We start from the raw sequence: 18,825 nt of genomic DNA, 5'->3' as shown, positions 1-18,825 counted from the left end.
CTACATCGACTTCCAAACCAACTGTTCACCGAACTGAACTACTCTCACGACTCCGCCGCACTCCAGGGGGAACCGCGTGCCCAGAACGCTGACGCTGCCGCTGATCGCACTGCTGGTCGTGCAGTCGGTGCACCAGATGCTCACCTCGCTCCTCGGCCCCGTCTCGATCGACCTCGGGCTCAGCGCGTCCCAGCTGGGACTCGTCTTCGCGGTGTCGTCCGTGGCGATCACCCTCGCCTCCCCGCTCTGGGGCCTGCTGCTCGACGCCGCCGGACCCCGTCCCGTGCTGGTCGCGGGTCTCGGCCTGGGTCTGTTCGGTCTGGTGGGCCACGCCGCCGCGGTCACGTTCGCCGCCGACGAGACCCTGGCGCCCGAGGTGGCGTTCGTCTTCCTGCTGGTGTTCCGCGGCTTCCTGTTCGGCGCGGGACTCGCCGCCCTGCCGGTCGTCGCGCTGGCCGTCGCCGGCACCTCGGCCCCCGGGGTCACCGCGCGCACGACCGCTGTCGGTCTCGTCGGTGCGGCCCAGGGACTGGCCAGCCTGCTCGGCCCTGTCGTCGGCGGCGCTCTCGTCGTGGCGTCGTTGCAGGTGCCGCTCTACCTCGCACCCGTGCTCGTCCTGCTGGTCATGGCTCTGGTGCTCACCTCGTACAAGCCCGGTGACCGTCCGCACGACGTCGCGCCGTCGCGGAGCTGGGAGCTGCTACCCGCCTTCGGCATCGGCCTGCTGGTGAACCTGTCCCTGGGCCTGGTGCAGGTCGCCGCCCTCTACCGGGAGGCGGGGCCGGGTGCCGTCGAGGGCTTGGTGCTCGCGGGGGGCGCCGGGCTCGTGCTGGCGCAGGGTCTGCTCGTGCCGTTGCTGAAGTGGTCCCCCGCGCGGCTGATGAAGGCCGGCACGGCGATCGCACTGGCCGGGTACGCGGTCGTCGCGGCCGTGCCGTCGCTGACGGCCCTGGCGTTCCTGGTGGTCTCGATCGGTGCCGGCTTCGCCCTCACCGGGTTCGCGGCGACGGCGTCGCTCGGGGTCGCGCCGCGGCACCAGGGGATCGTCGCCGGGCTGGTGACGATGACGAGCGGGCTGACGTTCGTGGCCGGGCCGGTGCTCGGCACCGTGCTCCACGAGGTGGGTCCGGTCGTGCCGGTGATCGCCGCCGGTGCGGCGGCCGCGCTCGCCGTGGCGCTGTCGTTCCTGCCCGTCGCGGCGTCACCCGTGCCGCGAACCGGTCCCGCGGACCTGCCGCACTGATCGACGAAGCCATTACGCTGCGCACGTGAGGCGTTACTTCAGCGCGCTCGTGCTGGCACTGCTCGCCGCGACGGCCGTGGCCGTCCCCGCGCAGGCCCACGCCGAGCTCAAGAGCAGCAACCCGGCGTCCGGCGCGGCCCTCGACGCCCTCCCCCGCAACGTCGAGCTGGTGTTCACCGGCGCGGTCAGCCTGCCCGACGGCACACCGGTCACCATCACGGGACCGGAAGGCACCTCGTGGCCGGTCACGCAGGTGCACGCGCTCGACAACACCATCACCGCGACGATCGACCCGTCCGCGGCGAAGGCGGGCCCGCACACGATCGCCTGGCAGGCCAAGGCCGACGACGGGGACACCATCTCCGGCACGATCGCCTTCACCATGAACGTCGCGGGGCAGCCGTCGTCGTCCGCCGCGCCGCCGCCGTCGTCGGTGACGCCGAGCGCGCCGGTGCCGAACTCGCCCTCGGCGGCCACGCCGCCGGAGTCCGGCGGCGTGCCGGTCTGGGTGTGGATCGTGGTCGCGCTAGTGGTCGTCGTCGGCGCGATCCTGCTGGTCCGCCGCCGCCAGGCCTAGCCTCTTGCGCAGCAGGTCGCGCTCGGCCGGGTGTTCCGCCCGCTCGAGCGCGGCCTCCAGCGCCGGCACGGGGTTCTTCCCCAGGCGTTGCAGCAGGTCTGCGCGCACGGCGTGGAAGAGGTGGTAGCGGTCGAGGTCGAGGGCGTCGACCTCGGGCAACGCGGCCGCGGGTCCCTCCACCTCGGCGACGGCCACGGCGCGGTGCAGTGCGACGACCGGGCTGGGCGCGATCGCCATCAACTGGTCGTAGAGGGCGACGACCTGGTGCCAGTCGGTCGGCGGGTCGCTGTGCACGGCGTTGACGGCGGCCTGGAGCTGGTAGGGCCCTGGCCGGTTCCAGCGCAGGCAGCGGCGCACGAGGTCCTGGCCCTCCGCGACCAGCGCGGCGTTCCACAGCGACCTGTCCTGGTCCCGCAGCAGCACGATCTCGCCGTCGCGCAGCCGTGCCTCCCGGCGTGACGCGACGAGCAGCATCAGCGCGAGCAGCCCCCACACCTCGGGTTCGTCCGGCATGAGCTCGGCGAGCACCCGGCCGAGCCGGATCGCCTCGTCCGCGAGGTCCGCCCTGTCGAGCCAGCCCTCGTTGAAGATCAGGTAGACGACGGCGAGAACGGCTTCGAGGCGCGCGGGCAGGTCGGCGTCGCGCGGCACCCGGTACGGGATGCGGGCCGCCCGGATCTTGCCCTTCGCGCGCACGATCCGTTGCGCCATCGTGGTCTCCGGAACCAGGAACGCCCTGGCGATCTCCGCCGTGCTCAGGCCGCCGAGCAGCTTCAGCGTCAGCGCGACCCTGGCCTGCGGCGCCAGCGAGGGGTGGCAGCACGTGAAGATCAGCCGGAGCCTGTCGTCGGGCACGTCTCCCACCTCCTCCTCTTCCGGTTCGTGCGCCAGCAGCGCCGCCTGCGCGTGCTTCTCCGCGCCCTTGGCCGCGCGGCGCAGCCCGTCGACGGCGCGGTTGCGGGCGGTCGTGATGATCCAGCCCGCCGGGGACGGGGGTACGCCGTCCACCGGCCACCTCCTCACGGCCGTGGCGAAGGCGTCCTGCACCGCGTCCTCGGCGAGGTCGATGTCCCCGAGGACGCGGGTCAGGACGGACACCGCTCGGCCGTACTCGGCGCGGAAGACCTCCTCGACCATCAGAACGCGATCGGCCTGACCTCGACCGCCAGCGGGCTGAGCACCCCGGCGAGCCGGCGGCCCCACTCGAGCGCCTCGTCGAGGTCCTCCGCCCGGATCACCGTGAAGCCGCCGATGTGCTCCTTGCCCTCGGTGAACGGGCCGTCGGTCATCAGCACGTCGTCGCCCTTGGCCCGCAGCACGGTGGCGGTCGACGGCGGGTGCAGGCCGACGGCGAACACCCACGCCCCCTTGGCCCGCATCTCCTCGTTCAGCGCGGCCAGGTTCTCCATGATCGGGTCGAGCACCTCGGGCGGAGGAGCCTCCCCGTCGGGCTGGTAGATGCCGAGCAGGTACGTCTGGGTCATCGTGGTCTCCTTTCCCCCTTTGTACGAACGCGGCGGCCCGGATTCGACAACCTCGGCGGCCATGATCCCGCCGCTCGACGACCCGCGCGCGGTCCTGGCGACGGCCGGTGGCAAGGGCGCGTCCCGCGAGCGGTCGACGGAGGACCCGCTGGAGGTGTTCCGCGCAACCGGCGGACCGTGGCGCCGCGGCGAGGGTGCAGCGGTCCCACCCCCGTCCGCCGCCGGGTGGTGGGGTCGGCTCACCGGGTCAGTGGTGCGCGAGCACGCCGCTCATCGAGACGAGCTGCCGCCGCACGCGCTCGCGCACCAGGTCGATCACCTCGGTGACCGTGCCCGCCTCCGCGTACGCCTGCACCTCGACCCACTTGAGGTCGAGCCGGGCGTGCGCGTGGATCACCGACCTGTCCGAGGTCAGGTTGACCCACGCGAAGTCGATCCGGTCCGGCGCGTAGCGGTCGAGCGACCCGATGCGCGCGGACGCGTAGTCCCTGGCCTGCTCGGGGATGGACGTCGCGAGCGAGACCTGGATGTAGTCCATCGACACCTGCCTCCTCCGGGGCGCGCGGCAGCGCCACGCGGCCTGCTCCCGACGGTACGAGCTCCGCCGCACCGCCGAACCGGGCGTTGGTCCCGACAGCGCGGGGACTTCGTCCCGGTGCCAGTTCTCCGGCGTCAGGGCGGAGACCCGCCGGTCGAGCTGTTCCCGGGTCGGCGCCCCGGTGAGCAGCTCCACCGAGGCCGGCACAGGCGCTGTCGGGCCGCCCGCTCGTTCGCGGCGCTGGACTACATTCGCGGTGCGCTTGGGATCCCGGCGCTTCGAAAAGCACCACTCGAACACGCCTTCGTCGTGAAGCGCAGGCCCGCCCGCGTGGCGAAGAAGGCCGAAGAGGAGGCCACGCCGGCATGACGGAGCCGTGGGACCCGCTCGACCACGTCCCCGAGGAGTTCCCGAGGACCGAGGACGGCACGAAGTGGGCGGAGAGGCTGTGGCTGAACGTGCCCGGCCCGTTCTACACCGGTGAGACCGACACCTGCTGGACCGGCCGGCTGTCGGCGCCGCGCCACGTGCTCTACGGCGGCCCCCGCCTCGCGGAGTTCGTCTACCGCCAGCCCAAGACCCCCGAGGAGGTCGACTGCCTGGTGGACGCCGCCTGGGACGACCCCCTCGACGGCTACGCCTGCGACGGCGACTCCCGCTGGACACCGGACGCCGTCCGCGAGTGGTGGCGCGGGCGGAACGAGGTCGTCGAGCACGTGACCGCGCTCGCCCGGAGGTGGGAGGCCGACGGAGCCGACCCCCACGACCTCGACGCGGCCGGGGGTGCGCGTGACTTCCTCGCCTACCTGGCGGGCGATCTGGAGACCGACCTCCGCGCCTACCTGTTCCGGCTCGAGCACGGGCGCTACCCCGTCGCGGGCGACCGGCTGCCGATGCTCTGAAAAGCGTCGTCCCGCGGCCGCCCGGCGTGGGACAGTCGGTGTGTGGGGAAGCGCGAGATGGACGACGAGCAGCGCGAGCGGATGCGCGAGGTCAAGCGCTTCACGGTGCGCGGACTGCTGTGGAACAGCGCGTTCCTGGCCGCCTCGATCGCCCTGGGCGTGCACGTGTACGACGACTGGACGGCCTACCTGTTCTGGGGCCTGGTCAACCTCGTCATGACCCTCGTCGTGTTCGTCTCGCACTGGCGCTACATCCGGCGCGGACCGTTCCCGCGGCTGCCCGCGAACCTGCGCGACGAAGCCCGCCGCTGAGCGCGGCACCCCAGGACTCGGCACGGCACAACCGCTTCGGCGATCGACGCTCTCAGCATCGGCGTTGTACGAAGCTGCCCGGCATCCTTTCCCGCCGATCCACCAGCACACCTTGTGGCACCGCGATTACGCGCGGTATGGTCTAGACCTTCAATCGCCGCCGCGATGTAACGGGAGCAACTCAGACATCAAGGCAAAGGAAGTCACATGAAGAGTGGACGCAGGGTTACTGCTGCCATGGCCGGCGTTCTCGCCGCTCCGTTGATCGTCGTGGCTCTCCCGACCGGTACCGCGAACGCGCACGGCTACGTGTCCGCCCCCGCCAGCCGTCAGGCGCAGTGCGCCAGCGGCGTCGTGAAGGACTGCGGGGCGATCCAGTGGGAGCCGCAGTCGGTCGAAGGTCCGAAGGGCCTGCAGAGCTGCCACGCCAACCTGTCGCAGTTCTCCGTGCTGAGCAACGACAACAAGGGCTGGAGGGTCCACAACACCGGTCGTTCGGTGACGTTCAACTGGACGTTCACCGCCCGCCACCGCACGCGCGACTACGACTACTTCGTGGACGGCCGCAAGGTCGCGACGTTCAGCGGCAACAACCAGCAGCCGCCGGCCACCGTGTCGCACACCGTCAACGTGGGCTCCCCCGGCAGGCACAAGGTCCTGGCCGTGTGGAACATCGCTGACACGCCGATGGCCTTCTACTCCTGCATCGACATCAACGCGAGCTGATCACGCGCCGCGTGAGGTCCCCTTCCTCTCACGCAGCAGCTCGTCGACGTCGAACGGCATCAGCGCCAAAGGCGGGCCGGACAACGGTTTTCGCAGCGCTTCGAGGATCTCCGCGTTCACCTCGCCGATGATCGCGCGCGCCTCGTCGTCGGTCCGGGCCGCCAGGGCACGCGCCCTGGCGGTCTCGGCCCGCTTGCGCAGGACCAGGGAAGGGGGCAACCCTGTCGTGCCCTCTTCCTCCCGGACCTTCCTCCTGATCCACCAGTCCTCTTCGAGCGGTTCGCCCGCGCCCGGCAACGGTTTCCCGGCGCTCGGCAGGTTCTCGAACTCGCCGCGCTCCTGGGCCTCGCGGATCTGGCGGTCGACCCACGTCTCGAAGTCCGTGCCGTGCGGTTTCCGCTGTGTCATGGGGAGAACCTCCTGACCGCGGCCTCGATCGCCTCCCGGAAGGCGGGGCTGCCCTTGTGGCCGCTGTCGTCCACGAGGGTCAGCTCGGCGTCCGGCCACGCCTGCGCCAACGCGTAGGCGGTGTCGGCCGGGCAGCTCAGGTCGCGCCGGCCGTGGATCAGCGCCGCGGGGATGCCGGCGAGCTTGCCCGCGCCTCCCAGCAGGTCGCCGACGAAGCCCTTGCGGGCGTAGTAGTGCGTGATGATCCGCACGAGCGCGATCACGTCGTCGTCCGGCCTGCCCGAGAACACGTCCGGCTGGCCGAAGTCCTCCAGTGACAGCACCGTGTCCTCCCAGCGGCACCACTCGGCGGCGGCCTGCTCGCGCACCTCCCGGTCCGGGCTCTCCATCAGGTCCGAGTACGCGCGCACCACGTCCGGCGCGTCGCCGACGTGCGCGCTGAACCTCGCCCACGCCTCCGGGAAGAAGCGGGAAACGCCCCCGTAGAGCCAGTCCAGCTCGCGCTCCGACGCGAGCGTGACCGCGATCAGGACCATCTCGGAGACGCGTCCGGGGTGGCGCTGCGCGTAGGCGACCGCGAGCGTCGTGCCCCAGGAACCGCCGTACACCAACCACTTCTCGATGCCCAGGTGCTCGCGGAGCTTCTCCAGGTCCGCGATCAGGTGCTCGGTCGTGTTGACGCTCATGTCCGCGGCCGGGTCGCTCACGTGCGGGGTGCTGCGGCCGCACCCGCGCTGGTGGAAGACCACCAGCCGGAACCCCGGCCCGAGGGCCTTGCGGGCGCCCTGCGACGGAGCGCCGGGGCCGCCGTGCAGGAACACCGCGGGCTTGCCGCCGGGATCGCCGACGGTCTCCCAGTAGACCTGGTTGCCGTCGCCGACGTCGAGCATGCCGTGTTCGTAGGGCTCCACGGGATCGAGCGTACCGAGCGGCACCGACAGCGGTGCCCCCTTCAGGAGGCCCGCCCCCAGTCGACACCTCTCGGCCGTGAAGCGGCGAACACCCACAGCGCCACCACAACTCCCGCACCACCGGCGACGACCAGCGTCAGCCGCGGACCGATCACGTCGATGACGAGGCCACCGGCGACGTACGAGACCGCCGCCGCCACCCCGATCCCGCCGTAGAAGTTGCCGAACACCCGGCCGGTCCGATCGGCGGGCACGAGCCGCTGGATCAGCGTGCTGTGCGCGACGTCCATGGCCGCGATGCCGAGCCCGCGCACGGCCTGCAGCGCGAACGCCGACGCCACGCCCCACGCGAGGCCGGTGAACAGGTTGCCGGCGCTGCTGATCAGGAACCCGGTGACGAGCAGCGCCACCATGCCCCACCGGGCGGATCCCCTGGCCAGCAGCGCGTACCCCAGCAGCAGGCCGACGCCGACGGCGCCGAGCACGACGCCGGCGACGCTGTCCGGCTCGCCGAACACGCCCATCGTCAGCTGCAGCACCGCGACGTCGTCGATGGCGGTGCACGCGACGACACCGCAGAAGCCGAGGAAGAGGATCCGCAGCGGCCGGTTGCGCCGGATCTCGCCCACGCCGGCCCTCACGTCGGCGAGCACCGACTCCTCCGGTCCGGCCGGCACGACGAGCTTCGGCAGGCGCAGCAACAACAACGCCGACAGTCCGAACGAGACCGCGTCGACGAGCAGCACCCCGCGGACGTCCAGGAACGTCAGGAGCACGGCGGCGAGGAACGGCCCGATCACGTCGGCGCTGTTGGACCCCAGGCCCAGCGCGGTGTTCGCCTGCCCGAGGTCCTTCTCGGCGACGAGGCTCGGCACCGCCGCGCGCGAGGCCGGGACGAAGATCTGCCCGATCAAGGCCCGCACGCCGACGAGCGCGAGCAGGACCGGCAGGGGCGGCAGGGTGAACGCGATGACCGCGAGCAGCACGCCCTGCGCGACCTCGCAGGCGATCATGACCGTGCGGCGGTCGAACCGGTCGCTGATCAGGCCGGTCAGCGGGCTGAGCAACGACGGCGCGAAGTCGCCCACGAGCAGCAGCGCCGCCACCGCGACGGCTTTCCCCAGCACGGACTGCACGTGCACCATCAGCGTGACGAGGCTGAGCGCGTCCCCCACAACGGAAACGACCCGTGCGGTGCTGAGCACGCGCAACGGGCCGTTTTCCTTCAGAAGCGTCAGCACACGGCTACTTTGCCAACACCTGGTCCAGTTGGTCAGCCAATTTGTTCATGATCGCGGCGTAGGACGCGTAGCTCAGCGGCGCGACCGCGTTCCACTCCACGAACCGGTTGGCCTGCACGGCGGGCAGGGCCTGGAAGACCGGGTGGCCCTCCTTCATCTTCTCCGGGTCGAGCACGTGCTGGCGGGTGTCCCACATGATCACGTGTTCCTTGTACGTGCCGGAGTTCTCCCACGACAGCGACTGGAAGTAGCCGCCCCCCTCGGCGTCGGGCTTGTCCGGGGTGAGCAGCGGCAGGCCCAGCTCTTCGGCGTACCAGTCGAGGTCGGGGTTGCGGGCCGGGACGGCGACGTAGAAGAGCTTCGGGTCGGCACCGACGACCTGGATCTTCTGGTTCGCGGCCGTCATCTTCGCGCCGATGTCCTTGAGCCGCGCCGCGGCCTTGTCGAAGGCCGCCTCGTCGGCCTTCACCTTCGCGGACCCGGTGTCGGCGCCGAGCGCCTTGGCGAGCTCGCGGAAGCGCTTGACGCCGTCCGGCAGCTGGATCTTCGACTGGCCGATGCCGACGGTCGGGGCGACCTTGAGGACCTTCTCCTCGAACTCGGCCGTGAGGTGCCAGAGACCGCTGACCTCGGGGTAGTGGCCGGCGACGACCAGGTCGGCGTTCAGCGCGGCGAACTTCTCGAAGTCGATCTCGCCGTAGCCGGGTCCCGTGACGTCGGTGACCTGGCTCGGGTCGATGCTGCCCGCCTCGGGGTCCGTCGTGCCGTCCGCGCGCTTGAGCGGGCCGAACGTGCCGACGACGTTGATCCCGTAGTCCTTGAGGGCACCCGCGGCGGACACCTGCGCGACGACGCGCTCCGGACGCTTCTCCGCGGTGACCTCCTTGCCACGATCGTCCTTGAAGGACCACTGGCCACTCTGCTGCTGCTCCGCGGGAGCGGTTCCACCACACCCGGCCACTAGGCCGAGCAACAGAACCGCGGCGATTGTCCTGCGCACCTGTCCACCTCCTGATTAGGCATGCCTAACCTATCAAGGAGACCCGGCAAAACGGGAATCGAGGCGCGGTTGTCACCATGCGGAACCATGCGGTGACAGGAAGTTCCGGCGGTCCTGTGTCGATTTCGGACACCTCCCTTCGACGTCCTGGCAGGAGCAGGTTCCGGATCGGAGGGTCGACATGATCGCCACGCTCATCGCCGCACTGGCCGAGGAAGACCACGCCGAGGACGACGGCGTGCTCGCGCCCGACGACCGGCTGACCTGCCCCGTGCACGGCCGGTGGATCCACCAGTGCGTGTCGTCGCCCGTGCACGTCAACCCGGTCACGCGGCACCGCTGGTGCCGCGGCTGCGACACGCCGCTCGGTGTCGTGGTCGACGAGCTCGCCGGCGACGTCTCGATGCCACGGCCCGCCTGATCGCCGCGTGCCGCGCCTCGATCGAGGCGCACCGGGCGGCCTGATCCACGACGGGGACCGCACCGATCGGCGCAGGCCCCGGCTCCGGCCGACGAGGTGGTGGACGTCGAGTTCGACAGGCCCGGCCTCGTGGTCGAGGAGCCGCCGTCGTGCCCGTTCTCGGCGATCGGGTCGGCGACCACGTGAACAACTGCTCCAACGGCAACGTGATCGACCACTCCGGGAGCTGAACCGGGACGGCCGTTCGGCCGTACGCCTCCTCAGAAGCCGATTCCGACTCCTGAGGAGGCCGCGTGCCCGGCCGTGCTGCAAGGACCACTGCCCTGGCCGCCGTGATCGCCGCGACGGTGGTGTCGATGCCTTCGGCGCACGCCCAGCCCGCTGACGACGCGCTGAAGGTCTACACGGACCTCACCCGCGAGGCCGAGAAGCTGAGCCAGGACCACCTCAAGGCCCAGAGCGACCTCGCCGCGGCGAACGCGGCCGTCGCCACCGCCACCGAGGCGGAGAAGAAGGCGCTCGCCGAGTCCGAGCAGTTCCGCGGCCAGGTCGACACGCTGACCGAGGCGTCGTTCGAGGGCGCCCGCCTCACCAACCTGTCGGCGATGCTCACGTCGTCGTCGCAGCAGGACTTCCTGGAGCGGATGCAGGCGATGCAGATCATCGCCGCCGACCAGAACGAGGCCGTGGTGCGCCTCGACGCCACCCTGTCCGCGGCGCAGAAGGCGCGGACCGACGCCACGAACGCCGCCTCGGCCGCCGAGAAGTTCGCCGCCGACGTGTCCACCCGCAAGGTCGCGATGGACCAGCAGGTCTCCACCGCGCGGGCCAAGTACCGGTCGCTGAGCGCGCCGCAGAAGCAGACCCTCGCGGCGCCCACGCCCAAGGTCTCCGTGCCGGTGCCCGCGGGGGCCGCCGGCTTGGCGCTCAACTTCGCGCTGGGCGAGCAGGGCAAGCCGTACGTCTTCGGGTCGAACGGGCCGAACTCGTGGGACTGCTCGTCGCTGATGCAGGCCGCCTACCGGGCCGCCGGGGTGTCGATCCCGCGCACGACGTACGACCAGGCGAAGGTCGGCCGCGCGGTGACCCGGGGCGCGGTCGCGCCCGGCGACCTCGTCATCTACTACTCGGGTCAGTCCCACGTCGCGATGGTCGTGGACGCCACGCGCGCGGTGCACGCGTCGACCGAGGGCGTGCCGGTGAAGATCGCGAACATCGACTCCATCGGACCCATTTCGGTGATTCGTCGCGTAGTCGGGTGACGCGTCTCTCCCACCCCGCGATAAGCCGACGTAGACGGCTGTGAGAGCGTGCTGACCGGGAACCGCTGAGGAACCGGTGCTGGACGGGAACAAGGTCATTCCGTAACCTGTCCGAGACCTTCGGCCCAGCAGTTAACCCACTCGGGGCACACGCCAAGGTTGCTGCCTTACGCGGAGTAGTTCTCGCGGGGGCGGCTGCCGGAAAAAGGAGGACCCGCGACGTGGTGTCGCAACCCTCACGCCGTACCGTGCGTGGAGCACTCGTGGCGACCGCAGCGGTCGTCGCAGCATCCCTCCCCACGGCCCCGGCCACCGCACAGCCGAACAACGCGGCGGACGCGCTCAAGAAGTACAACGAGCTGTCCGAGCAGGCTTCCAAGCTCAACCAGGACCACCTGAAGGCCCAGGACGACCTCAAGGCCAAGCAGGGTGAACTGGACAAGGCCAAGGGCGACTTGGCCAACGCGCAGAAGGCCGAGGAGACCCTCCGCGGCCAGGTGGACCTCCTCACCGAGGCCACGAACTCCGGCGCCAACTTCAGCCAGATCTCCGCGCTGCTGGTGAGCGACTCGCAGCAGGACTTCCTCAACCGCATGTCGGCCATCAACATCCTCGCGGCCGACAACGCCGAGGCCCTGCAGAAGCTGACCGACGCCGTCAACGCGGCCGACGCGGCGACGAAGTCGGCGAACGAGGCCACCGAGGCGTCGAAGAAGCTCCTGGCCGAGATGGACCAGAAGAAGGCGGACCTCGACAAGCAGCTCTCCGAGGCGCAGGCGCACTACCGCTCGCTCAGCACGACGGTGAAGAACCAGCTCGCGCAGTCCGGCGACATGTCGAACATCTCGGTGCCGGCGGGCACCGCGGGCCGTGCGCTGCAGTTCGCCCTCAACCAGCGCGGCAAGCCCTACGTCTACGGCTCCAACGGCCCGGACTCGTGGGACTGCTCCTCGCTGATCCAGGCCGCGTACCGCTTCGCGGGCGTCTCCATCGGCCGCACCAGCTACGCGCAGGCGGCCGCGGGCCGTCCGGTCAGCCGCAGCGAGGTCAAGGCCGGCGACATCCTGGTGTACTACTCCAGCCAGTCCCACGTGGCCATGGCCATCGACGGCATCCGCGCCGTGCACGCGTCCACCGAGGGCGTGCCGGTGAAGGTCGCCGACATCGACTCGATCGGCCCGGTCACCGCGATCCGCCGCATCGAGGGCTGATCCTCCGCTTCGCGCGAACGCCTCCTGCCCGACGGGCGGGAGGCGTTCTGCTGTCACCCCAGTGGGTGCACGTGCCCTCGTGACCCGGCGGGGTGCCTGCCGCTTGGCCAGGTTTCCGCTTCGGCACCGCCGGTCCGGCGGTCGTCGACGTCCGAAGTGGAGCGTTCAGTGGACACCTTGCAAGCCGGTCAGGAACTCACCCGTGGCCAGCAACTCGTCACCGCCAACGGCTACACGCTGACGCTGCAGGACGACAGGAACCTGGTCGTCATCGGCGGCGACGGCAGCCCGAAGTGGGCCACGAACACCAACACCGACTCGCCCCAGGCCGCTCCCGAGGCACCGGCCACCGCCGCTCCGGCTCCGACTCCGGTCGAGGAAGCCCCGGCGGCCCCCGCCGCGCGGACCTACGAGGTGCAGAGCGGCGACTCGATGTGGGCGATCGCGCAGAACCACTACGGCGACGGCAACCGCTACGGGGAGATCGCGGCGGCCAACGGCATCGCGAACCCCGACCTCATCCACCCCGGTCAGGTGCTGACCATTCCCTGATCGCGGGGACCGCGGGAGAACGGAACGGACCGGCCCCTCGTCGTGGGGACCGGCCCGGTCGCACGTCCGGCGTCGGCGGACGCCCAGGCTCTGCCGGCCTTCTCAGACCTGGGGGTTCTGGGGGTCCTGGCGCGCGATCGCGAAGGCGGGGTTGCCCTGCTCGTCCTGGCGCACGTCGAGGACCTTGTCGTCGAGGTACTGGGCCGCCGCCGGTTCCATCATGACCCTGGCGCCCGCCGGGGCCGCCACCACCTCGTCGCCGTCGACGGCCTCGCTCAGCGACAGTTCCAGAGCCGCCTGGTCCTGCTCGGTGGCCAGGGCGAAACGCAGGCCGATGTCGTCGTTGGCGCCCTCGGACTGTGACGTCAACTCGTTGATGACCTCCGCGGCCATCGGCGTCACTTCGAGCATGTCGGCCCCTTACATCGGAAACAAGAAACTCGTCCGGTGTTCCCGGCGGGCGGCGGGTTCAACCACCGCTCACCGAAGTCGTAGGCAGATGGCCTGATCGGGGAACGGCGAGCGGGGATTCGCGGCTTGTGGTCGACGGGGTGGGTGGAGGGTTCGGCGCCGGCGACGCGGAGTGCGGGTCCGCGGGTCACACCGGACGGCGGGAAGCGTGGAGCCACGGCCTGCGGCCGACAGTGTGGGCGAAGGGTCGGCGCCAGTGACGCGGAATGCGGGCTCCCAGGCCACACCGGGCGACGGGAAGCAGGGAGCCGCGGCTCGTGTCGGGCGAAGCACAGCAGGCGTGCCGCCTCCACGCTCCTACCGCCCCCTCCCGGCACGGCCTCACTCAAAGCCCGCAGGCCCTCAGGCCACCCGGTGCGCCGGCTGCGCCACCTCGTTCCGCACGTGCCCGCAGGCCGAGCAGACCCGGGGCACCGGCACCAACTCGGCGACCAGGCGCCAGGAGTCGGCGAACGACGGCACCTCCTGCCCCGGCACGAGCAGGCTGTCCAGCACCTCCTGCCGGCGCCGGCCCTTCTCGCGGCTGCGCTCGACCGGGTCGCGGCGGTGGGCCAGGGCGCGGGACTCCGCGCGGGCTCGTTCGCCCTCCGAGGTCAGGCCGGAGCTCCGGCGCGGGGCGTGCAGGGCGGCGTTGCGGCGGTTCACGCGGTACCACTCGCCGAGGCTGACGCCCTTCAGCGGTGGGCTGGCGAGGCCTGCGCCGTCCGCCGTCCAGGTGCGGAGGCGGGCTCTGAGGAACTCGTGGGCCACCTGCGTGCGGGAGCGCGGGGCGCCCTGGCGGGTGCCGTCGGGCTTCTTGTCGACGGCGATCAGGAGGGCGTCGACGCTCCAGCCCGCGGTGAACCACGGCTCGAGCAGGCGGCGGACCCAGCGGCGGTCGGCGTCCGGCCAGGAGGCGCGCACGCACAGGGACTCGACGGCGACGTCCACGTCGGCGGTGGTGGACGGCACCACGCGGCCTGGCCAGCGACGGGGTTCGATCTGCATCGGGACTGACCTCCTTGAGCACGCACACGAACACCTGTTCGACATGCTGCCACGCGGGTCTGACAAAAAATGAACACCCAATGTCTGACCAGGCGAAACTCACCCGAACAGCAGAGCGGCAGCGGTGTGAACACCGACGATGGCGTGGCCGCCCGAGAGCCGCGCGACGGCAACGCTAGCCTGCGGAAATGACCCACCCAGAGGCCCACGCCGAGGTCACCGGCGACCGGATGAACTGGCTGCGCGCGGGTGTCCTCGGCGCGAACGACGGCATCGTCTCGACCGCCAGCCTCGTGGTGGGTGTCGCCGGTGCCACCACCGACAGGAACCAGATCCTCGTGGCGGGGCTCGCCGGGCTCTTCGCGGGCGCGATGTCGATGGCGAGCGGCGAGTACGTGTCCGTCAGCAGCCAGCGCGACGCCGAACGCGCCCTGCTCGCCAAGGAGCGGCAGGAGCTCCGCGACATGCCCGAGGAGGAGCTGGAGGAGCTCAAGGGGATCTACGAGGAGAAGGGGCTCGACGAACCGACGGCGCGGGAGGTCGCCAAGCAGCTCACCGAACACGACGCGCTGGGCGCCCACGCCGACGCCGAGCTGCACATCGACCCGGACGAGCTGACGAACCCGTGGGGTGCGGCCATCGCGAGCTTCATCGCCTTCACCATCGGCGCGTTGCTCCCCCTCGCCGCGATCACCTTCACGCCCACGAGCCTGCGGGTGCCGGTGACGGTCGTCGCCGCGATCCTCGCCCTCGCGCTCACCGGTTTCGTCAGCGCGCGGCTGAGCGGGGCGGACAAGCGGCGCGCGGTCGTCCGCAACATCGCGGGCGGCCTGATCGCCATGGGCGTCACCTACGCCATCGGCTCGCTCGTCGGCCAAAGCATCGGATAGGACCGGACTGGGTACAGAGGCGGGCATGAGCGAAGAACGCGGCGCCTACGTCCCGCAGGACACCGAGAGCTTCGAGGGGCTCGACGAGGACAACCTCCAGCAGGACCCGCTCGAGGAGGCCGTGGACCCGCCGGAGGACTGGTCGGGGTCCACCAAGTACGGGATGACCGAGTACGAGCAGGCACACCCGCGTCCTCTCGACGAACGGCTCCGGGAAGAGCGCGGCGACATCGACGAGACGGGTGCATGATCGCGATATGAGCCTCGGCATCCCGGAGAAGATCACGGCGTTGCTGTTCGACCTCGACGGCGTGCTCACGAGCACCGCCGTGCTGCACCGCCAGGCGTGGCGGCAGACGTTCGAAGCGATGGGCCAGCCGTTCAGCGAGCAGGACTACCTCGCGCACGTGGACGGAAAGCCGCGCTACGACGGCGTTCGCAGCTTCCTGGCCTCGCGCGGCCTCACGCCGTCCGAGGACGAGGTCCGCCGCATCGGCGACCAGAAGAACGACCTGGTGAACGCGATCATCGACGAACAGGGCATCACGCCGTACCCCGCGTCGGTGAGCTACCTCGAAGCGGCCAGGGCGGCCGGCCTCCCCATCGGCGTCGTCACGTCCTCCGCCAACGCCCTGCGCGTCCTGCGCGCGGGCAACCTGCTCGACTACGTCGACGCGCTGGTCGACGGCAACGTGATCATCGCGTCGAACCTGCGCGGCAAACCGGCGCCGGACTCGTTCGTCGAGGGCGCCCGGCGGCTGAAGACGGCACCGGAGAACGCCGCCGTCTACGAGGACGCGCTCGCGGGGGTCAAGGCGGGGCGCGACGGCGGCTTCGGCTTCGTCGTCGGCGTCGACCGCGGCCACCAGGCGGACGCCCTCAAGGCCCACGGCGCCGACGTGGTCGTCGACGAGCTCGACGAGCTGCTGTCATGAGCTACGCCGTCGAACCGTGGCAGCTGCGGTGGCAGGGCCTGTCCGTGGACCACCTGCACCAGACCGAGTCGACGTTCGCCCTGTCGAACGGGCACATCGGCATGCGCGGCACGCTCGACGAGGGCGAGCCGCGCGGACTGCCCGGCACGTACCTCAACGGCTTCTACGAGGAGCACCAGCTGCCGTACGGCGAGGGCGGCTACGGCTACCCCGAGGCCGGGCAGACCGTCGTCAACGTCACCGACGGCAAGATCATCCGGTTGCTGGTCGAGGACGAGCCGCTGGACATGCGCTACGGCACCGCGGTCGAGCACGAGCGCACGCTCGACTTCCGCTCGGGAACGCTGCGCCGCCGCACGGTCTGGGAGTCCCCGACCGGCCGCCGGGTGACGGTGCGCAGCGAGCGGCTCGTGTCGTTCACCCAGCGCGCGGTGGCGGCCATCCGCTACGAGGTCGAGCCGGAGGACGACCTGCAGCTGGTCGTGCAGTCGGACCTGCTCGCCAACGAGCCGATCAAGAGCCGCAGCAACGACCCGCGCGTCGCCGCCGCGCTGGACTGCCCGCTGGTCAACGACTTCACGATGGCGGAGAAGTCGCGGGCGGTGCTGTGCCACCACACCAAGGAGTCCGGTCTGCGGATGGCCGCCGCGATGGACCACGAGGTCCAGGTCACCCGCTCCGCCAACGACCTGCACGACGAGCCGCGCACGGAGATCCGCGCCGAGGACGACCTGGCCCGGTTCACCGCGGCGGTCGACGTGCCGGCGGGCGGACGCCTGCAGCTGACCAAGTACCTCGCATACGGCTGGTCCGGCCAGCGGTCGACCCCGGCGCTGCGGGCGCAGGTCGAGGCCGCGCTGGCCGGTGCGTGCCAGACGGGCTGGGACGGGCTGCTCAAGGAGCAGCGGGCGTTCCTCGACGACTTCTGGGACGTCGCCGACATCGAGGTCGAGGGCGACGACGCGCTGCAGCAGGCGATCAGGTTCGCGCTGTTCCACGTCCTGCAGGCCGGAGCCCGCGGGGAGACCCGCGCCATCCCCGGCAAGGGGCTGACCGGGCCGGGCTACGACGGCCACGCGTTCTGGGACACGGAGATGTTCGTGCTCCCGGTGCTCACCTACACCGTGCCGGACGCCACCCGCGACGCGCTGCGGTGGCGTCACTCCACCCTGGACAAGGCCCGCGAACGCGCGGAGGTGCTGGGGCTCGAGGGCGCCGCGTTCCCTTGGCGTTCGATCAACGGTGCCGAGTGCAGCGCGTACTGGCCGGCGGGCACGGCCGCGTTCCACGTGTCCGGCGACGTCGCCTACGCGACCCAGCAGTACCTCAACGCCACGGGCGACGAGGACTTCGACCGCGCGGCGGCCACCGAGATCCTCGTGGAGACCGCGCGGCTGTGGACGTCGCTCGGCCACCACGACCCGCACGACGGGTTCCGCATCGACGGCGTGACGGGCCCGGACGAGTACTCGGCGATCGTCGACAACAACGTCTACACCAACCTGATCGCCCAGAAGAACCTGCGGGCCGCCGCGGACGCCGCCGAACGCAACCCCGGCAGCGCCACGGAGGAGGAGATCATGGCCTGGCGCCGTGCGGCGGACGCGATGTCCATCCCGTACGACGAGATGCTGCAGGTGCACCCGCAGGCGGACAACTTCACCAAGCACGCGGAGTGGGACTTCGAGAACACCCCGCAGGACAAGTACCCGCTGCTGCTGCACTACCCGTACTTCGACCTCTACCGCAAACAGGTCATCAAGCAGGCCGACCTGGTCCTCGCGATGCACGTGCGCGGTGACGCGTTCACCGACGAGGAGAAGGCCCGCAACTTCGCCTACTACGAGGCCCGCACGGTGCGGGACTCGTCGTTGTCGGCGGGCACGCAGGCCGTTCTGGCGGCGGAGGTCGGGCACCTGGGGCTCGCGTTCGACTACCTGGCCGAGGCGGCGTTCACCGACCTGCACGACCTGCACGGGAACGTCACCAACGGCCTGCACATGGCGTCGCTCGCGGGCGCGTGGACGGCGCTGGTGGCCGGGTTCGGCGGCATGCGGGACCACGGCGGCGAGCTCACGTTCGCCCCGCGGATCCCGGACGCCCTGAGCCGCTACTCGTTCCGGATGTGCTTCCGGGGCACGAGGATCTCCGTGGAGGTGTCCGGGAACGAGGCCACCTACCGGATCGTGGACGGCACGCGGCTCGAGACCCGGCACCACGGCGAGCCGATCACGATCACCGCGGACGCGCCGGTGACCATGCCCATCCCGAAGGCCCCCGACCTCGAACGGCCGAAGGCACCATTCGGGCGGGAGCCCCGCAGGCACTGAACTGGTGAGGGGAGACCTGGTGGTGCGCTATCAGGTCTCCCCTCACCAGCACGCCGAGGCGCACGTTGCGCGCCGGCCGGTCGGCGAACGAGAAATCGACGTTCACATACCCGAGAACGAGGTCATCGGCCAGCCGGCGCGTTTCCAACACCTCGTACTCGGCTTTCATCCCGAGGGGCTGGGAATCGTAATAGGCGGTGACAGCGGCCTTTCCCACCCCGTAGGGCTGCAAGCTCTGGAAAATCGCGTCTTCGGTGAAGTTCGCGGCGACGCCCTCGGGGTCGTGCGCGTCCACGGCTCTCTTCCACCGGTCCAGGACGTCTTCGAGCGCCATGTCAGTGCCCCGCGCTCTGGCCGCCGTCGACGTGCAGGACCTCGCCCGTCACGAAGCCGGCCTGTTCGAGGAACGTGACCGCGTCGACCA

General features: G+C 71.0%; 23 protein-coding genes. 13 read left to right on the top strand and 10 right to left on the bottom strand.

Annotated features, from left to right (window positions below):
• The first annotated feature begins 76 nt into the window (after positions 1–76).
• The gene (locus V1227_RS01470; protein ID WP_329790580.1) at positions 77–1,243 is read left to right on the top strand and encodes an MFS transporter; all 1,167 of its coding nucleotides are present in this window, start codon (positions 77–79) and stop codon (positions 1,241–1,243) included.
• Between the two features lie 25 nt (positions 1,244–1,268).
• A complete protein-coding gene (locus V1227_RS01465; RefSeq protein ID WP_329790579.1) occupies positions 1,269–1,820 on the top strand; it encodes a copper resistance CopC family protein in 552 nt (183 codons plus the stop codon).
• On the opposite strand, the gene V1227_RS01460 is transcribed toward V1227_RS01465, so the two are convergent.
• The 3 genes from V1227_RS01460 to V1227_RS01450 form a co-directional block, all read right to left on the bottom strand.
• A complete protein-coding gene (locus V1227_RS01460) occupies positions 1,770–2,957 on the bottom strand; it encodes an RNA polymerase sigma factor (protein WP_329790578.1) in 1,188 nt (395 codons plus the stop codon). The genes V1227_RS01465 and V1227_RS01460 overlap by 51 nt on opposite strands.
• Positions 2,957–3,304 carry a YciI family protein gene (locus V1227_RS01455; RefSeq protein ID WP_329790577.1) on the bottom strand — a complete coding sequence of 116 codons (348 nt, stop codon included), beginning with the start codon at positions 3,302–3,304 and terminating at the stop codon, positions 2,957–2,959. Before V1227_RS01455 ends, V1227_RS01460 begins: the two co-directional genes overlap by 1 nt.
• A gap of 247 nt (positions 3,305–3,551) precedes the next feature.
• Entirely contained in the window at positions 3,552–3,842 is a 291-nt protein-coding gene (locus tag V1227_RS01450; protein WP_236221246.1) for an HPF/RaiA family ribosome-associated protein, read from the bottom strand.
• A 365-nt stretch (positions 3,843–4,207) separates the two neighbouring features.
• On the opposite strand from V1227_RS01450, the gene V1227_RS01445 reads away from it, so the two are divergent.
• From V1227_RS01445 to V1227_RS01435, 3 genes are all read left to right on the top strand, one after another.
• Positions 4,208–4,744 (top strand): hypothetical protein, encoded by a 537-nt coding sequence (locus V1227_RS01445; protein WP_329790576.1) that lies wholly within the window; start codon positions 4,208–4,210, stop codon positions 4,742–4,744.
• A 42-nt stretch (positions 4,745–4,786) separates the two neighbouring features.
• A complete protein-coding gene (locus tag V1227_RS01440; RefSeq protein ID WP_329790575.1) occupies positions 4,787–5,056 on the top strand; it encodes a hypothetical protein in 270 nt (89 codons plus the stop codon).
• 207 nt (positions 5,057–5,263) lie between these two features.
• Positions 5,264–5,782, top strand: coding sequence for a lytic polysaccharide monooxygenase auxiliary activity family 9 protein (locus tag V1227_RS01435; RefSeq protein WP_329790574.1), 519 nt, complete (start codon positions 5,264–5,266; stop codon positions 5,780–5,782).
• Here V1227_RS01435 and V1227_RS01430 read toward each other — a convergent pair whose 3' ends face one another.
• The 4 genes from V1227_RS01430 to V1227_RS01415 are packed head-to-tail and all read right to left on the bottom strand — an operon-like array spanning position 5,783 to position 9,342.
• Positions 5,783–6,190, bottom strand: coding sequence for a J-domain-containing protein (locus V1227_RS01430; RefSeq protein ID WP_329790573.1), 408 nt, complete (start codon positions 6,188–6,190; stop codon positions 5,783–5,785).
• A complete protein-coding gene (pip, locus tag V1227_RS01425) occupies positions 6,187–7,101 on the bottom strand; it encodes a prolyl aminopeptidase (protein ID WP_329790572.1) in 915 nt (304 codons plus the stop codon). Before pip ends, V1227_RS01430 begins: the two co-directional genes overlap by 4 nt.
• A 41-nt stretch (positions 7,102–7,142) precedes the next feature.
• Complete coding sequence (locus V1227_RS01420; protein WP_329790571.1) at positions 7,143–8,342, bottom strand: MFS transporter; 1,200 nt, start codon at positions 8,340–8,342, stop codon at positions 7,143–7,145.
• A 4-nt stretch (positions 8,343–8,346) separates the two neighbouring features.
• On the bottom strand, positions 8,347–9,342 hold the full coding sequence (locus V1227_RS01415; protein ID WP_329790570.1) for an ABC transporter substrate-binding protein: 996 nt from the start codon (positions 9,340–9,342) through the stop codon (positions 8,347–8,349).
• Positions 9,343–9,523: 181 nt separating this feature from the next.
• Between V1227_RS01415 and V1227_RS01410 the strand changes: the two genes are divergently transcribed.
• The 4 genes from V1227_RS01410 (at position 9,524) to V1227_RS01395 (ending at position 12,788) form a co-directional block, all read left to right on the top strand.
• Positions 9,524–9,763, top strand: coding sequence for a hypothetical protein (locus V1227_RS01410; RefSeq protein ID WP_329790569.1), 240 nt, complete (start codon positions 9,524–9,526; stop codon positions 9,761–9,763).
• Between the two features lie 293 nt (positions 9,764–10,056).
• Positions 10,057–11,025 carry a C40 family peptidase gene (locus V1227_RS01405; protein WP_329790568.1) on the top strand — a complete coding sequence of 323 codons (969 nt, stop codon included), beginning with the start codon at positions 10,057–10,059 and terminating at the stop codon, positions 11,023–11,025.
• A gap of 263 nt (positions 11,026–11,288) precedes the next feature.
• Complete coding sequence (locus tag V1227_RS01400; protein WP_329790567.1) at positions 11,289–12,236, top strand: C40 family peptidase; 948 nt, start codon at positions 11,289–11,291, stop codon at positions 12,234–12,236.
• Positions 12,237–12,404: 168 nt separating this feature from the next.
• Positions 12,405–12,788, top strand: a complete 384-nt coding sequence (locus tag V1227_RS01395; RefSeq protein WP_329790566.1) for a LysM peptidoglycan-binding domain-containing protein — start codon at positions 12,405–12,407, stop codon at positions 12,786–12,788.
• A gap of 102 nt (positions 12,789–12,890) precedes the next feature.
• On the opposite strand, the gene V1227_RS01390 is transcribed toward V1227_RS01395, so the two are convergent.
• Entirely contained in the window at positions 12,891–13,199 is a 309-nt protein-coding gene (locus V1227_RS01390; RefSeq protein ID WP_329790565.1) for an iron-sulfur cluster biosynthesis protein, read from the bottom strand.
• Positions 13,200–13,601: 402 nt separating this feature from the next.
• Complete coding sequence (locus V1227_RS01385) at positions 13,602–14,246, bottom strand: hypothetical protein (RefSeq protein WP_329790564.1); 645 nt, start codon at positions 14,244–14,246, stop codon at positions 13,602–13,604.
• A gap of 188 nt (positions 14,247–14,434) precedes the next feature.
• Between V1227_RS01385 and V1227_RS01380 the strand changes: the two genes are divergently transcribed.
• From V1227_RS01380 to V1227_RS01365, 4 genes are read left to right on the top strand one after another with little or no spacing between them, the layout of a single operon-like run.
• Positions 14,435–15,136 carry a VIT1/CCC1 transporter family protein gene (locus tag V1227_RS01380; protein WP_329790563.1) on the top strand — a complete coding sequence of 234 codons (702 nt, stop codon included), beginning with the start codon at positions 14,435–14,437 and terminating at the stop codon, positions 15,134–15,136.
• Between the two features lie 25 nt (positions 15,137–15,161).
• Positions 15,162–15,386: a hypothetical protein gene (locus V1227_RS01375; protein ID WP_329790562.1), complete on the top strand. Its 225-nt coding sequence runs from the start codon at positions 15,162–15,164 to the stop codon at positions 15,384–15,386.
• Between the two features lie 7 nt (positions 15,387–15,393).
• Complete coding sequence (locus tag V1227_RS01370) at positions 15,394–16,071, top strand: HAD family hydrolase (RefSeq protein ID WP_329790561.1); 678 nt, start codon at positions 15,394–15,396, stop codon at positions 16,069–16,071.
• Positions 16,068–18,401 carry a glycoside hydrolase family 65 protein gene (locus V1227_RS01365; protein WP_329790560.1) on the top strand — a complete coding sequence of 778 codons (2,334 nt, stop codon included), beginning with the start codon at positions 16,068–16,070 and terminating at the stop codon, positions 18,399–18,401. Before V1227_RS01370 ends, V1227_RS01365 begins: the two co-directional genes overlap by 4 nt.
• On the opposite strand, the gene V1227_RS01360 is transcribed toward V1227_RS01365, so the two are convergent.
• Complete coding sequence (locus V1227_RS01360; protein WP_329794225.1) at positions 18,307–18,735, bottom strand: YybH family protein; 429 nt, start codon at positions 18,733–18,735, stop codon at positions 18,307–18,309. The genes V1227_RS01365 and V1227_RS01360 overlap by 95 nt on opposite strands.
• Positions 18,736–18,825: the final 90 nt, after the last annotated feature.

This window comes from Lentzea sp. DG1S-22 (genome assembly GCF_036321065.1).
Taxonomy (GTDB): Bacteria; Actinomycetota; Actinomycetes; order Mycobacteriales; family Pseudonocardiaceae; genus Lentzea; species Lentzea jiangxiensis.
Note: the sequence above shows the minus strand (reverse complement) of the source record. Positions and strands in the feature narration are given on the sequence as shown.

What these genes read in the sequence shown, in the direction of transcription:
- V1227_RS01370 (WP_329790561.1), top strand. Translation starts at nt 15,394, where the DNA reads ATGAGCCTCGGCATCCCGGAGAAGATCACGGCGTTGCTGTTCGACCTC.
- V1227_RS01455 (WP_329790577.1), bottom strand. Translation starts at nt 3,304, where the DNA reads ATGACCCAGACGTACCTGCTCGGCATCTACCAGCCCGACGGGGAGGCT.
- V1227_RS01410 (WP_329790569.1), top strand. Translation starts at nt 9,524, where the DNA reads ATGATCGCCACGCTCATCGCCGCACTGGCCGAGGAAGACCACGCCGAG.
- V1227_RS01450 (WP_236221246.1), bottom strand. Translation starts at nt 3,842, where the DNA reads ATGGACTACATCCAGGTCTCGCTCGCGACGTCCATCCCCGAGCAGGCC.
- V1227_RS01365 (WP_329790560.1), top strand. Translation starts at nt 16,068, where the DNA reads ATGAGCTACGCCGTCGAACCGTGGCAGCTGCGGTGGCAGGGCCTGTCC.
- V1227_RS01430 (WP_329790573.1), bottom strand. Translation starts at nt 6,190, where the DNA reads ATGACACAGCGGAAACCGCACGGCACGGACTTCGAGACGTGGGTCGAC.
- V1227_RS01435 (WP_329790574.1), top strand. Translation starts at nt 5,264, where the DNA reads ATGAAGAGTGGACGCAGGGTTACTGCTGCCATGGCCGGCGTTCTCGCC.
- V1227_RS01390 (WP_329790565.1), bottom strand. Translation starts at nt 13,199, where the DNA reads ATGCTCGAAGTGACGCCGATGGCCGCGGAGGTCATCAACGAGTTGACG.
- V1227_RS01445 (WP_329790576.1), top strand. Translation starts at nt 4,208, where the DNA reads ATGACGGAGCCGTGGGACCCGCTCGACCACGTCCCCGAGGAGTTCCCG.
- V1227_RS01360 (WP_329794225.1), bottom strand. Translation starts at nt 18,735, where the DNA reads ATGGCGCTCGAAGACGTCCTGGACCGGTGGAAGAGAGCCGTGGACGCG.
- V1227_RS01375 (WP_329790562.1), top strand. Translation starts at nt 15,162, where the DNA reads ATGAGCGAAGAACGCGGCGCCTACGTCCCGCAGGACACCGAGAGCTTC.
- V1227_RS01380 (WP_329790563.1), top strand. Translation starts at nt 14,435, where the DNA reads ATGACCCACCCAGAGGCCCACGCCGAGGTCACCGGCGACCGGATGAAC.
- V1227_RS01460 (WP_329790578.1), bottom strand. Translation starts at nt 2,957, where the DNA reads ATGGTCGAGGAGGTCTTCCGCGCCGAGTACGGCCGAGCGGTGTCCGTC.
- V1227_RS01385 (WP_329790564.1), bottom strand. Translation starts at nt 14,246, where the DNA reads ATGCAGATCGAACCCCGTCGCTGGCCAGGCCGCGTGGTGCCGTCCACC.